Annotated in this window: 10 protein-coding genes; all 10 read left to right on the top strand. The window is 49.2% G+C overall.

Annotation, left to right across the window (positions count from 1 at the left end; all coding sequences use genetic code 11):
• Window positions 1-86: 86 nt before the first annotated feature.
• The 10 genes from ilvB to GPK83_RS01990 all read left to right on the top strand — a co-directional run bounded on the left by ilvB (window position 87) and on the right by GPK83_RS01990 (window position 14,086).
• On the top strand, window positions 87-1,751 hold the full coding sequence (gene ilvB / locus GPK83_RS02035) for a biosynthetic-type acetolactate synthase large subunit (RefSeq protein WP_117553004.1): 1,665 nt from the start codon (window positions 87-89) through the stop codon (window positions 1,749-1,751).
• Between the two features lie 7 nt (window positions 1,752-1,758).
• The gene (gene ilvN, locus GPK83_RS02030) at window positions 1,759-2,295 is read left to right on the top strand and encodes an acetolactate synthase small subunit (RefSeq protein WP_144364837.1); all 537 of its coding nucleotides are present in this window, start codon (window positions 1,759-1,761) and stop codon (window positions 2,293-2,295) included.
• Between the two features lie 14 nt (window positions 2,296-2,309).
• Window positions 2,310-3,323, top strand: coding sequence for a ketol-acid reductoisomerase (gene ilvC, locus GPK83_RS02025; RefSeq protein ID WP_215703879.1), 1,014 nt, complete (start codon window positions 2,310-2,312; stop codon window positions 3,321-3,323).
• Window positions 3,324-3,661: 338 nt separating this feature from the next.
• Window positions 3,662-5,308: a dihydroxy-acid dehydratase gene (ilvD, locus tag GPK83_RS02020; RefSeq protein ID WP_215703878.1), complete on the top strand. Its 1,647-nt coding sequence runs from the start codon at window positions 3,662-3,664 to the stop codon at window positions 5,306-5,308.
• A gap of 219 nt (window positions 5,309-5,527) precedes the next feature.
• A complete protein-coding gene (locus GPK83_RS02015) occupies window positions 5,528-6,841 on the top strand; it encodes an ATP-binding protein (RefSeq protein WP_215703877.1) in 1,314 nt (437 codons plus the stop codon).
• Window positions 6,842-7,286: 445 nt separating this feature from the next.
• Entirely contained in the window at window positions 7,287-8,096 is an 810-nt protein-coding gene (gene spo0A, locus GPK83_RS02010; RefSeq protein WP_015555104.1) for a sporulation transcription factor Spo0A, read from the top strand.
• Between the two features lie 131 nt (window positions 8,097-8,227).
• The gene (gene glgA, locus GPK83_RS02005; protein ID WP_117484912.1) at window positions 8,228-9,673 is read left to right on the top strand and encodes a glycogen synthase GlgA; all 1,446 of its coding nucleotides are present in this window, start codon (window positions 8,228-8,230) and stop codon (window positions 9,671-9,673) included.
• Window positions 9,674-9,708: 35 nt separating this feature from the next.
• On the top strand, window positions 9,709-10,167 hold the full coding sequence (locus GPK83_RS02000) for a divergent PAP2 family protein (RefSeq protein ID WP_117471056.1): 459 nt from the start codon (window positions 9,709-9,711) through the stop codon (window positions 10,165-10,167).
• Between the two features lie 278 nt (window positions 10,168-10,445).
• On the top strand, window positions 10,446-13,085 hold the full coding sequence (gene ppdK, locus GPK83_RS01995; protein ID WP_117552996.1) for a pyruvate, phosphate dikinase: 2,640 nt from the start codon (window positions 10,446-10,448) through the stop codon (window positions 13,083-13,085).
• A 101-nt stretch (window positions 13,086-13,186) separates the two neighbouring features.
• Window positions 13,187-14,086 carry a ribokinase gene (locus GPK83_RS01990; protein ID WP_117552995.1) on the top strand — a complete coding sequence of 300 codons (900 nt, stop codon included), beginning with the start codon at window positions 13,187-13,189 and terminating at the stop codon, window positions 14,084-14,086.
• Window positions 14,087-14,315: the final 229 nt, after the last annotated feature.

Here is a 14,315-nt window from a genome sequence, read left to right as displayed (position 1 = left end):
ATTTGTCCGCACCAGAAAAAGAAAAGACGGGAATGTCTGACAGAGCCGGACATTCCGAAAGAAATAAGATGAGGGGAAAAACAGCTATGAAAATGAACGGAGCGCGGATCCTGGTGGAAGAGCTGATCCATCAGGGCGTGAGAGTGATCTTCGGATATCCGGGGGGCGCAGTGCTTGATATCTATAACGAACTCTATCTTGCGTCTGACCGTATCGGACATGTCTTAGCAGCCCATGAGCAGGGAGCTGCCCATGCCGCTGACGGATATGCGAGAGCAAGCGGAAAGACCGGCGTGGTCCTGGCGACAAGCGGTCCCGGTGCTACAAATCTGGTGACAGGGATCGCAAACGCCTACCTTGATTCCGTACCGATGGTCGCGATCACAGGAAACGTCGCGGTAAACAGTCTCGGAAAGGATTCTTTCCAGGAGGTGGATATCGTCGGGATCACACAGCCGGTAGTAAAACACAACTTCATGGTCCGGGACATTAAGGATCTTCAGAAGACGATTATTGAAGCCTTCGAGATCGCGAATTCCGGACGTAAGGGACCGGTTCTCATTGATATTCCGAAGAACGTCCAGTCTGCGGAATACGAGTATGTGGAGGACTTAAAAGTCCCAAGTGTTGTAAAGAAGCCGAGAAAGTCCGAGTGCGGAGACATTGGTGAAGTTGTTGAGATGATCAAAAAGGCGAAAAAGCCGTTTATCTACGCAGGCGGCGGTGTCGTGGCAGCAGGAGCCCAGAAAGAAGTCCTGGAGCTCTCAAAACGGGTCGACGCGGCGATCGGTCTTTCGATGATGGGAATCACCTCCGTTCCGGCCTCCTATCCGCTGAATCTTGGAATGTGCGGCATGCACGGAAAATATCCGTCCATCAAGGCCCAGTCCGAATGTGATCTGCTTCTGGCAGTCGGCGTCAGATTCTCTGACCGCGCGACAGGTGACTTAAACGAGTACACAAAGAAATGTATGACGGTCCATATCGATATCGACCGCGCGGAGATCGGAAAGAATGTCAGTCCTGATGTGAGCCTCTGGGGCGATGTGAAGGAGATCCTTACGAAGATTCTGGAAGCGCTCCCGGAAGAACGGCATCCGGAGTGGGTGAGTGAGCTTGAGGGCTATAAAAACGAGATGATCCTCCCGGCACCGAAACCTTACGGACCGGAAGCCATCATCGAGGAAGTTCACAGACATTGTACCGAGGACACAGTGGTCGCTACCGACGTCGGACAGCACCAGATGTGGACCATGCAGTTCTACCCGTTTGAAAAGCCGCACACGCTTCTCACTTCCGGCGGTCTCGGAACCATGGGATACGGTCTCGGTGCAGCCATCGGCGGATGCATCGCAGCGAGAGGCAGAAGAACCGTTCTCTTCACTGGAGACGGAAGCTTCGGAATGAACTTAAACGAGATGGCAACGGCGGTGAGTCAGGAACTCCCGATCACCATTGTCATTTTCGACAATGATGTCCTCGGAATGGTAAGACAGTGGCAGACAATTTTCTACGACTGTCACTATTCCCAGACGATCCTGGACAGAAAGACGGACTTCCCGGCTCTGGCGAAAGCCTTCGGTGCTGACGGATACGCGGTCTACACGATGGAGGATCTAAAGAAAGCCCTTGATGTAGCTGACAAATCCCAGGGACCGGTTCTGATCGACTGTCACATTGATATGGATGAGAAAGTCCTGCCGATGATCCCGCCGGGACGATCTATTAAAGACATGATTGTGGAAGGATAAGGTGACCATGGAAAACAAAGTTGAAAAGTTTGCGGTCGCCATGATCGTAAACAACCGCTTCGGCGTTTTAAACCGCATCGCCGGTCTTTACGCAAAGCGCTGCTATAATATCGATAATATCTCCGCAGGTACGCTGGATGATCCGAATTATACGCGGATCACCATCGTCTCCACAGGAGATGAATATATGAAGGACCAGGTGGTCCGTCAGCTGGAAAAACTCATTGATGTCCGTGCCGTAACACTTTTGGAACCGGAAAACACCGTATTTGCCCAGCATATGTACATCAAAATGCACCTGACAGGAAGCCACAGAGGTTCCAGCAAACATCAGGTACTGGATCTGATCAACGAGTACGGCGGAAAAGTCGTAGACTTCGGTGAAGAGCATCTGACAGCCGAGATTACCGGAGACAGCAAAAAAGTTGAGTCTTTTATTGAAAAAGTCAGAGATTTTGGTATATTAGAACTTAGCCGGTCGGGAGAGATCGCGATCGGTTTAGGGATAGACAACACATTACGTGTCGATCACAATGAAGAATAAGGAGAAGAAAAACTATGGCAACCATGTATTATGAGAGAGATTGTAACTTATCACTTCTTGACGGAAAGAAAGTAGCTGTTATCGGTTACGGTTCCCAGGGTCATGCCCATGCTCTGAACTTAAGAGATTCCGGCGTTGATGTAGTGGTAGGTCTTTACGAGGGTTCCAAGTCCGCAGCAAAGGCAAAAGAAGACGGCTTCACAGTTATGCTCACAGCAGACGCTGTAAAGGCAGCAGATATCATCATGATCCTTGTAAATGATGAGAAGCAGGCAGCTCTCTACAAGAACGATATCAAGGCAAACCTTACAGCAGGCAAGACACTTGCATTCGCTCACGGCTTCAACATCCACTTCAAACAGATCGTTCCGCCGGCAGATGTAAACGTGATCATGATCGCTCCGAAGGGACCGGGCCACACCGTTCGTTCCCAGTACGTTGGCGGCAAGGGCGTTCCGTGCCTCGTAGCTGTTGAGCAGGACCCGGCTGGAAACTCCATGGAAGTTGCTAAGGCATACGCTGCAGGTATCGGCGGAGCAAGAGGCGGTATCCTCGAGACAACATTTAAGGAAGAGACAGAGACAGACCTCTTCGGTGAGCAGGCAGTTCTCTGCGGCGGCGTTTGCGCATTAATGGAAGCTGGTTTCAACACACTTGTTGAGGCTGGTTATAAGCCGGAGAACGCATACTTCGAGTGCATCCACGAGATGAAATTAATCGTAGACCTGATCTTCAACGCTGGTTTCGAGGGAATGAGATACTCCATCTCTGATACAGCTGAGTATGGTGATTATGTAAGCGGTAAGAGAATCATCGGCGACGAAGCGAAGAAGGCTATGAAGCAGGTATTAACAGAGATCCAGGATGGTACTTTCGCTAAGAACTGGATTCTTGAGAACCAGGTTGGCAGAACAACCTTCAACGCAGCAAGAGCAGCACACGCTGAGACACTTGCAGCTAAGACAGGCCGCGAGTTAAGAGCAAAGATGGGCTGGAAGCAGACACAGGATCTTGACGAGGCTAAATAGTCGCGATAGCAATGAGCAGTGCGAATCCGACGAGGAAAGATTCACGTTGTGCTCGCACATAAGTGAATCTTTGCCGGCGGATTCATAGGGCGAATGCCCGCGCACGAGCGGACGCAAGTCCGCGAGTGTGGCACTGCGGGGCAACGAATCCGACGAGGAAAAATTCACGTTGTGCTCGCACATAAGTGAATCTTTGCCGGCGGATTCATAGGGCGAATGCCCGCGCACGAGCGGACACAAGTCCGCGAGTGTGGCACTGCGGGGCAGCGAAACCCTAAAAAAAATTCTTCAGGGCCAGGCATCACCGCCTGGCTTTAGGTTTCATAAGGAGAAAAATCATGAATTCAGATAAAGTAAAAGCTGGCGTAGAGCATGCGCCGCACCGTTCTCTTTTAAAGGCAGATGGATATAACGACGAGCAGATGCGCCGCCCGTTTATCGGCGTTGTAAACTCTTTCAATGAAGTAGCACCGGGACATATGCACTTACAGACCATCGCCCGTGCCGTAAAGGACGGCGTCCTTGCGGCAGGTGGAACTCCGATGGAGTTCAATACCATCGGTGTCTGCGACGGTATCGCCATGGGCCATGACGGAATGCATTTCTCTTTAAGCTCCCGTGAACTGATCGCTGATACCATCGAATGTATGGTAAAAGCACATTGCTTTGACGCTCTTGTATTTATCCCGAACTGCGATAAGATCGTTCCGGGTATGTTAATGGCAGCTCTGCGTCTGAACCTTCCGTGTATCTTCGTATCCGGCGGCCCGATGCTCTCCATCAACCAGAGAGATTTAAATACTGTATTTGAGGCTGTCGGTGCAAGAAAAGCGAACCTGATCAACGATGAGGAACTCGCTGAGATCGAAGGAAGCTCCTGCCCGGGCTGCGGTTCCTGTTCCGGTATGTTCACCGCAAACTCCATGAACTGCTTAACAGAAGTTCTTGGTCTCGGCCTTCCGGGAAATGGTACGATCCCGGCTGTATACGCTGAGCGTGTCCGTCTCGCAAAGACTGCAGGTATGCAGGTTATGAAACTCTTAGCTGACGATGTTCGTCCGCGCGATATCATCACACCGGCAGCATTCGAGAACGCTTTAACAACCGATATGGCTCTCGGATGTTCCACAAACTCTGCGCTTCATCTTCTTGCAATTGCCCATGAGGCTGATATCACTCTTGATCTTCACATGATCAACGCGATCAGTGAGAAGACTCCGAACCTGTGCCACCTCGCACCGGCAGGACATCACCACATGCAGGATCTCCTGGAGGCAGGCGGAATCTCCGCAGTATTAAAAGAACTTCTCGATGCCGGTATGATCCACGGCGACTGCAAGACTGTAACAGGAAAGACTGTTGCTGAGAACGTTGCCCGTGCCGTAAACCGCAATCCGGAAGTGATCCGTCCGTTAGACAATCCATACACAAAGACCGGCGGACTTGCCGTCCTTTTCGGAAACCTGGCTCCGAACGGCGCGATCGTAAAGCGTTCCGCTGTAAAACCGGAGATGTTAGTCAACACAGGTACCGCAAAGTGCTTTGATTCCGAGGAAGAGGCGATCGCAGCGATCTACGCTGGAAAGATCGTTCCGGGCGACATCGTTGTCATCCGTTATGAGGGACCGGCAGGCGGCCCGGGAATGAGAGAAATGCTTTCTCCGACATCCGCGATCGTTGGTATGAAGCTTGACACAACCGTTGCTCTTCTTACAGACGGACGTTTCTCAGGTGCATCCTGCGGTGCAGCTATCGGACATATCTCCCCGGAGGCAGCTGCAGGCGGCCCGATCGCTTACATCAAAGACGGCGACAAGATCGCTATCGACATTCCGAACTACAGCTTAAAGCTGCTTGTTTCCGATGAGGAGATGGAAGAGAGAAAGAAGACCATGAAGATCCGCGAGCCGAAGAAGCTGACAGGATACTTAAAGCGCTATGCGAAGAACGTATCCTCTGCGGATAAGGGTGCTATCGTAGAGTAATTTGATACCTAGGGTCAAAAGGTCGGAAGGCCTTTGGCAAGCTTGCTTGCAAAAGGCTTTTTGACCTTGGAACCCTGGTATCACATGATATATAAAAGGCGGCGGGCTTATTTTGGAAGCTGCGCCGCCTTTTTACCAGGTATCCGACGGAAAATGCCATACGGCAGTTTCTGAAGGTTGCCAGGTTTCGGAAAAATCCCCGGAAAGAGAGGAAACTATATGAACGAGATCGTATCAAACCTGCTCGTATACGGCAGCCTGCCGGAAGACTCGATCCTCTGGCAGCTTGCGGATATCTGTGAGAAACTGAAAGATGGAACAGAGACGAAGGCGGCGCTCAGAGGCCGCGTTTTCCACCAGGTGAAGAATCTTCTGACGGTTGCCACAGACTACGCTTTTGACAAGAACTTATGGCACAACTACCTGACATTCCTCCTGATCACGAATGAGAATCCGTTCAGCCTCGTCTGTGAGAAGATGGGGGCTCAGGAAGGAACGGTCAACAACTTTGTGACCCACGATTTCGACATGTTCAAGGAACTGTTCGATTACGATTTTTCCTGGCTGGAGAAAGAACTCTCCATCGATTGCTTCACACAGCTGACCCACTACCAGGCAATCCGCAAAAAAGAGCTGATGTACAATAAAAATGTCAGCGAGAAAGTGAGAACCTTAAGCGAGAAGCTTGAGACGGCCGAGTCAGGCGCAGATTTCTTCCAGTATGTGACGGAGTTCTACAAAGATTACGGTGTCGGCATGTTCGGACTCAACAAGGCATTCCGCATTGCTGAGAACAAGGACGGATCCATCCGCTTCCTGCCGATCAACAACATGGATACCGTTATGCTGGATGATCTCATCGGCTACGAGCTCCAAAAGAAGAAACTCGTGGAGAACACCCAGGCGTTCTGTGACGGAAAAGCGGCGAACAACGTGCTGTTATTCGGCGACAGCGGTACCGGTAAATCCACCAGCATCAAGGCCATCGTCAACCAGTTCTACCCCCAGGGCCTGCGCATGATCGAGATCTACAAGCATCAGTTTAAGGATCTTTCCACGATCATCGCCCAGATCAAGAACCGCAACTACAAGTTCATCATCTACATGGATGATCTCTCCTTCGAGGAGTTTGAGATCGAGTACAAGTTCTTAAAGGCTGTTATCGAGGGCGGAGTCGAGACAAAGCCGGACAACGTGCTGATCTACGCCACATCCAACCGCCGTCACCTCATCAAGGAGACGTGGAAGGATAGAGAGGACATGGAACACAGCGAGGATCTGCACCGCTCCGACACCATGGAGGAGAAGCTCTCCCTGGTCAACCGGTTTGGCCTTTCTATCTTCTACGCGAAGCCGAACAAGGAAGGGTTCAACGAGATGGCAGTGGCTCTCGCGAGACGCGCGGGCATCACTCCGGAGGTTATGACTGATGCGGAGATCTGCTACGAGGCGAACCGTTTCGAGATGCGCGGTGGCGGACTTTCCGGCCGTACAGCGCAGCAGTTTGCGAATTACCTGCTCACGATCAAATAAAAACGACAGAATACGAGAAGACCCGGTATGGAAACATGCCGGGTCTTTTTTATGTAACGGGAAATTCCGAGGAATTCCCCGTTACATAAAAAGGCACTGACGTGCCAAAGATGCACACTCGCGCGAATATGTAGATCGTCGCAAGCGACCGCGCGAGGCGCGAGAATGTGCCAAGGCACATTCTTTTTAACATGTCTGCTGTTAAAAAATGTTAAGAAAAAAAGATATAGTGCTAAAAATAGATACAAAGCTCGCAAAACAACGAAAAATCACGAATGATTTTGAAATTGTACACCTATTTCGGATTGGATTCGACAAGGGGGCAATACTATAATGTCTATATTCCTACCGGGGATGCTCAAAAAGAAAAATATCATGTCAGACGCCCGGCTGGAACGGGGAAAATGACCGAAAAAGAAACTTTATGTGTTACAGGAGGAGCATTATGGCAGAATTATCCATTGCGATTGCAGATGACAACAGACAGACTTTGAATTTACTTGGCGAAATTCTGGAAAAAGAGGACGGGATCCATGTAGTAGGAAAGGCGGATAATGGCGAGGATGCGTACAACATGATCGTCCGCACGAATCCGGATATTGTTCTCATGGATGTGATCATGCCGAGACTGGACGGAATTTCCGTCATGGAAAAAGTAAAAAACAACACGCAGATGAAGAACCACCCGTCTTTCATCATGGTGACGGCGGCCAGCAGCCAGGATGTGACAGAGGACGCGTTCCGGCTCGGAGCTAATTATTATATTATGAAGCCCTTCAACAGGGATATTATTCTGGATAAGATCCACAGAGTCTGTCGCGGTCGGATAAAAGCGGCAGGTGCGGTACATACGGATGTGAAGAAGGTACAGCCGTATCTTGATAAAGAGACCTATATAGAACAGAATCTCGAGACGGATGTGACCCAGATGCTGCATGAGATCGGAATTCCAGCCCATATTAAAGGATACCAGTATCTGAGAGATGCAATCATCATGTCTGTCAGGGATACAGAGATGCTGTCCTCTGTCACGAAGATCCTTTATCCGACCATCGCGAAGACCCACAAGACGACACCGAGCCGCGTGGAGCGTGCCATCCGCCATGCCATCGAGGTTGCCTGGGGCAGAGGAGAGCTTGATACCCTGAACAGCCTCTTCGGATACACGGTGAACGGCGGCAAGGGAAAACCGACAAATTCTGAATTTATTGCACTGATTGCAGACAAAATCCGACTGGATTACAAACGTATCTGAAAAATCTGAAAAAAGAAAAAGACCCACTTTCTAATTTCCGAGGGATGTGTTATACTGAATCTAATAGCGGGACATGGCATTTTTGCGGAATTTTCCCTGCCATGGAGCAAAAAGTGGAAGGATGGGTTATCATGAAGAAAATATTGTTTGTCGCTTCCGAGGCTGTACCTTTTATCAAGACAGGCGGACTTGCCGATGTTGTGGGATCCTTACCGAAATGTTTTGATAAAGAATATTTTGATGTGCGGGTCATGATCCCGAAGTATCTCTGTATCAAGGATAAATTTTTGAGCAATCTTACTTATGTAAATCATTTTTATATGGATTACCTGGGACAGAGCCGTTATGTCGGAATTCTTGAATATGTATATGAAGGGATCACCTTCTATTTTATCGATAATGAGAGTTATTTCTGGGGCGATAAGCCATATGGTGATTGGTATTACGACCTGGAAAAATTCTCATTTTTCTCACAGGCAGCGTTATCCGCACTTCCTGTGATCGGATGGAGACCGGATGTGATCCACTGCCATGACTGGCAGACTGGACTGATCCCTGTATATTTAAAGGGAAGATTCGGAGAGGGAGAGTTTTTCCGCGGAATCAAGTCCGTCATGACGATCCACAACCTGAAATTCCAGGGCGTGTGGGATGTAAAGACGATCCAGAGATTCTCGGGACTCCCGGACTACTTCTTTACACCGGATAAGTTAGAGGCATACAAAGACGGAAATATGTTGAAGGGCGGTCTTGTGTATGCCGACGCGATCACGACGGTCAGCAACACCTACGCGGAGGAGATCAAGACCCCGTTCTACGGAGAAGGGCTTGACGGACTTATGCGGGCGAGATCCGGCGATCTCCGTGGGATTGTAAACGGTATCGACTATGATGTCTTCAACCCGGAGACGGATCCGGATATCGTTCAGAATTACAACGCGAAAAATTTCAGAAAAGAGAAAGTGAAAAATAAACGCGCGCTTCAGGAAGAGCTTGGTCTCGCGAAGGACGATAAGAAGTTCATGATCGGTATCGTCTCAAGACTCACGAACCAGAAAGGTCTGGACCTGATCCAGTGCGTGATGGACGAGATCTGTACGGATGATGTGCAGCTGGTCGTTCTTGGAACCGGAGACGAGAACTATGAGAATATGTTCCGCCATTACGACTGGAAATATCATGACCGCGTATCAGCGCAGATATACTACTCCGAGCCGCTGTCCCACAAGATCTACGCGGCCTGCGACGCGTTCCTGATGCCGTCCTTATTTGAGCCGTGCGGTTTGAGCCAGCTCATGGCGCTCCGCTACGGAACGGTGCCGATCGTCCGCGAGACAGGCGGCTTAAAGGATACGGTATGGCCGTACAATGAGTTCGAGGGAACAGGAACAGGATTCTCCTTCGCGAACTACAATGCCCACGAGATGTTGAATATTATCCGCTATGCGAAGCATATTTACTACGATAAGAAGCGGGAATGGAATAAGATCGTTGACCGGGCGATGGCTGTGGACTTCTCCTGGAAGACGTCTGCCGGAAAGTATCAGGAATTATATGACTGGCTGATCGGATACTAAAATGATTTGGAAATACTGACATAAAAGAGGAAAACATGACAATGTGGAATGAATTTCTGGGAAACCAGATACTGATCAGTGCAGTGCTCGGATGGACAGTGGCACAGTTTTTAAAGACCGTGATCGATATGGTGATCAATAAGTCTTTTAATCCGGAGCGGATCTTCGGCTCCGGAGGAATGCCGAGTTCCCATTCAGCGACGGTCTGTGCGCTTACGACGGCATCCGGAATGAAGTACGGAGTGGGAAGCTTTGAATTTGCCATCAGCTTTGTTCTCTCGATGATCGTAATGTACGACGCGATGGGCGTAAGGCGGGAGACCGGAAAACAGGCAAAACTGTTGAATAGCGTTTTCTTTGAGAATATCCTGAATTTAGACGGAGTTTTTCTCCAGGAAAAACTGAAAGAATATGTGGGACATACGCCGCTACAGGTAGTTGCGGGAGCGGTTCTTGGTATCCTCCTGGCAGTGCTCACTGGTAAATTGTACTAAATTAAAAGAAAATTGTGTACAATTTTGACCAAGAAAAACGACGGAAATTTACAGAAATATGTGAAAAAATCACGAAACTTTTATAAAGGGATGTTGCAATTTTTGGCAACATCCCTTATAATATGTACAGGCCTTTTTTCCGACACTCGATTTTTTTTGTGCGATATTTCCAAACCGGAGTTACGTGATGGGGGAGCGGAAGTATTGCAGGGGAGCAAAGAGATGAGGGCAATATAGACATCTTAGTCTAAACTAAATTCTAGGAGGAATAACAACTTATGGCAAAGTGGGTTTATAAGTTTGAAGAAGGCAGCGCGGCAATGAGAAATCTTCTCGGCGGCAAAGGCTGCAACCTTGCGGAGATGACAAATCTTGGCATGCCGATCCCGCAGGGATTCACAGTAACAACAGAAGCCTGCACAGACTACTACAACAGCGGAAAACAGATCACAAAAGAGATCCAGGATCAGATCTTTGAGGCTTTAACATGGCTCGAGGGCGTGAACGGAAAGAAATTTGGTGATACCGAGGATCCGTTACTTGTATCTGTACGTTCCGGTGCGCGTGCATCTATGCCGGGTATGATGGATACCATCTTAAACCTCGGTTTAAATGATGTAGCAGTAGAAGGTTTCGCAAAGAAGACAGGTAATCCGCGTTTCGCATATGACTCCTACAGAAGATTCATCCAGATGTATTCCGACGTCGTTATGGAAGTTCCGAAGTCCTACTTCGAGAAGATCATCGACGAAATGAAGGAAGCAAAAGGCGTTCACTATGATACAGAGTTAGACGCTAACGATTTAAAGGAGCTCGCTGAGAAGTTCAAAGCTGTATACAAAGAGGCTATGAAGGGCGAAGAGTTCCCGCAGGATCCGAAGGAACAGTTAATGGGAGCTGTGAAAGCTGTATTCCGTTCCTGGGACAACCCGCGTGCAATCGTTTATCGTCGTATGAATGATATTCCGGGCGACTGGGGTACCGCAGTAAACGTACAGACCATGGTATTCGGTAACAAGGGTGAGACCTCCGGTACAGGTGTTGCCTTCACACGTAACCCGTCCACAGGTGAAAAAGGTATCTTCGGTGAGTACCTGATCAACGCACAGGGCGAGGACGTTGTTGCCGGTGTTCGTACTCCGCAGCCGATCTCTCAGCTTGAGAAAGATCTTCCGGAGTGCTACAAGCAGTTCATGGAACTGGCTATGAAACTTGAGAATCATTTCCACGACATGCAGGATATGGAGTTCACAATCGAGGAAGGTAAGCTCTACTTCTTACAGACACGTAATGGTAAGAGAACCGCTCCGGCTGCAATCCAGATCGCATGCGATTTAGTTGATGAGGGACAGATCACTCCTGAGGAAGCTGTTTGCAGAATCGAAGCAAAATCCCTTGATCAGTTATTACATCCGACCTTCGATCCGGCTGCATTAAAGGCAGGCGAAGTGATCGGACAGGCTCTTCCGGCTTCCCCGGGTGCTGCAGCTGGTAAAGTTTGCTTCACAGCAGATGACGCTAAGGCAGCTGGTATCGGCGGCAAGGGCGAGAGAGTGATCTTAGTTCGTCTTGAGACATCCCCGGAGGATATCGAGGGAATGCACGCTGCACAGGGTATCTTAACAGTCCGCGGCGGTATGACATCCCACGCAGCAGTAGTTGCACGTGGTATGGGTACCTGCTGTGTATCCGGCTGCGGCGAGATCAAGATCAACGAGGAGAAGAAGGAATTCACACTCGGCGGACATACCTTCCACGAGGGCGATTACATCTCCTTAGACGGTACAACAGGTAAGATCTACAATGGTGATATCAAGACTCAGGAAGCATCCGTAGGCGGAAACTTCAAGAGAATCATGGATTGGGCTGACTCCTTCAGAAAACTTGGTGTCCGCACAAACGCTGATACACCGGCTGATACAAAGAACGCAGTTAAGCTTGGCGCAGAGGGCATCGGCCTTTGCCGTACTGAGCATATGTTCTTCGATCCGGAGAGAATCCACAACTTAAGAAGAATGATCGTTTCTGATACAGTAGAGGCAAGAGAGGAAGCATTAAGCAAACTCCTTCCGTACCAGAAGGGCGACTTCAAGGCTATGTACAAGGCACTCGAGGGCAGACCAATGACAGTCCGCTACTTAGATCCGCCGCTGCATGAGTTCACTCCTAAGACAGAGGAAGAGATGGCTGATCTTGCAAAAGATATGGGCATCACTGTTGATGAAGTAAAGAAGAAATGCGACGAACTTCACGAGTTCAACCCGATGATGGGTCACCGTGGATGCCGTCTTGCAGTTACTTATCCGGAGCTTGCAAAGATGCAGACTCGTGCCGTTATGGAAGCTGCAATCGAAGTCCAGGAAGAAGAGGGCTATGAGATCGTTCCGGAGATCATGATTCCGCTCGTTGGCGAGAAGAAAGAGCTCAAGTTCGTGAAAGACATCGTTGTTGAAGTTGCTGAGCAGGTTAAGAAAGAGAAAGGCTCCGATATGAAGTACCACATTGGTACAATGATCGAGATCCCGCGTGCAGCCCTTACTGCAGGCCAGATCGCTGAGGAAGCTGAGTTCTTCTCCTTCGGTACAAACGACCTGACACAGATGACATTCGGCTTCTCCCGTGACGATGCCGGTAAGTTCCTTGATTCCTACTACAAGGCAAAGATCTACGAGTCTGATCCGTTCGCAAGACTTGACCAGACTGGTGTTGGCCGTCTCGTAGAGCTCGCAGTTAAGGAAGGACGTGCAACACGTCCGGAGTTGAAGTGCGGTATCTGCGGCGAGCACGGCGGAGATCCGTCTTCCGTAGAGTTCTGCCACAAGGTTGGCTTAAACTACGTAAGCTGCTCACCGTTCCGTGTACCGATCGCAAGACTTGCTGCTGCACAGGCTGCTCTTCATGAGAAAGGTTACAAATAGGATCTGACTGACGCGAAGCGTAAAGTTGAATCTTTATAAAATGTAAAAATGAGATCCCCCGGAAGTTTTTCTGGGGGATCTTTTGAAAAGGGAGAAGCAATATGAAGGTATTAAATATTGGATCTCTGAATATTGACCGTGTATACGGAGTGGATCACTTTGTAAGACCGGGAGAGACGATCAAGACGAGAACGTATGCGGAGGCCTGCGGCGGAAAAGGATTAAATCAGTCGATCGCTCTGGCACGTTCCGGGGCGGAAGTGCATCATGTGGGCGCTGTTGGAGCGGACGGGGGAATGCTCTTAGATGTTCTCAAGGCGTCCGGGGTACATACAGAAGGTACAAAGAGTCTTTCCGGAGCCAGCGGTCACGCGGTGATCCAGGTGGATCAGAATGGACAGAACAATATTATCATCTGCGGCGGAGCCAACGATTCCGTATCGAAAGAAATGATCGACGAGGCGGTAAAAGAGGTGGAAGAGGGAGATATCGTCCTTCTCCAGAACGAGATCTCCAATGTGGGATATGCAGCTGAGACGGCGAAGAAGGCCGGAGCGAAGGTCGCGCTGAATCCGTCCCCGATCAACGAGAATCTGAAGACGATCCCGATGAATCTGGTGGATTATTTTATTCTTAACGAGATCGAGGGAAAAGAGATTTCCGGAGCGGAGAGTGAGGAACCGGAAGAGATCATGGAGAAGCTGAAGACGAAATATCCGGATGCCGCTTTTGTATTGACGCTGGGTGAAAATGGGTCCTGGTATTTTGATAAGACCCGGTGCTTCAAACAGGATATTTATAAAGTTAAAGCAGTGGATACCACTGCGGCGGGAGATACCTTCTGTGGATATTTCCTGTCTGGAATCACAAAAGGAAGAGAGATTCCGGAGATCCTGAAAACGGCAAGTGCCGCCAGTGCCATCGCCGTAAGCCGGAACGGCGCAGCTCCGAGTATTCCGGAGTATGAGGAAGTGGAGAAATTTGTGGCGGAGCGCGGGTAAGAAGCTAGAAAATGTGAGCCAGTATTAGAAAAGGCTGAATAGGAATAAAAAATTGCTGTGGCAATCCGCAAAGAACTAAAAAATGTCATGAAAGAAAGCATCTGGAAAGAAAGCTTATATTCATGACATTTTTTATAACACAATCTAATTTAACCTGTTGTGCTAGATAAAATAATATAAAGAAACTTCAACAAAATGTGCTATCCTATTTGTAGGCAATACAACGAAA

The sequence above is a fragment of the Clostridium sp. MCC328 genome (genome assembly GCF_018785465.1).
In the GTDB taxonomy this organism is placed as follows: domain Bacteria; phylum Bacillota; class Clostridia; order Lachnospirales; family Lachnospiraceae; genus Pilosibacter; species Pilosibacter fragilis.
The sequence above is the reverse complement of the archived record's forward strand: the minus strand, read 5'-3'. Positions and strand labels throughout refer to the sequence as shown.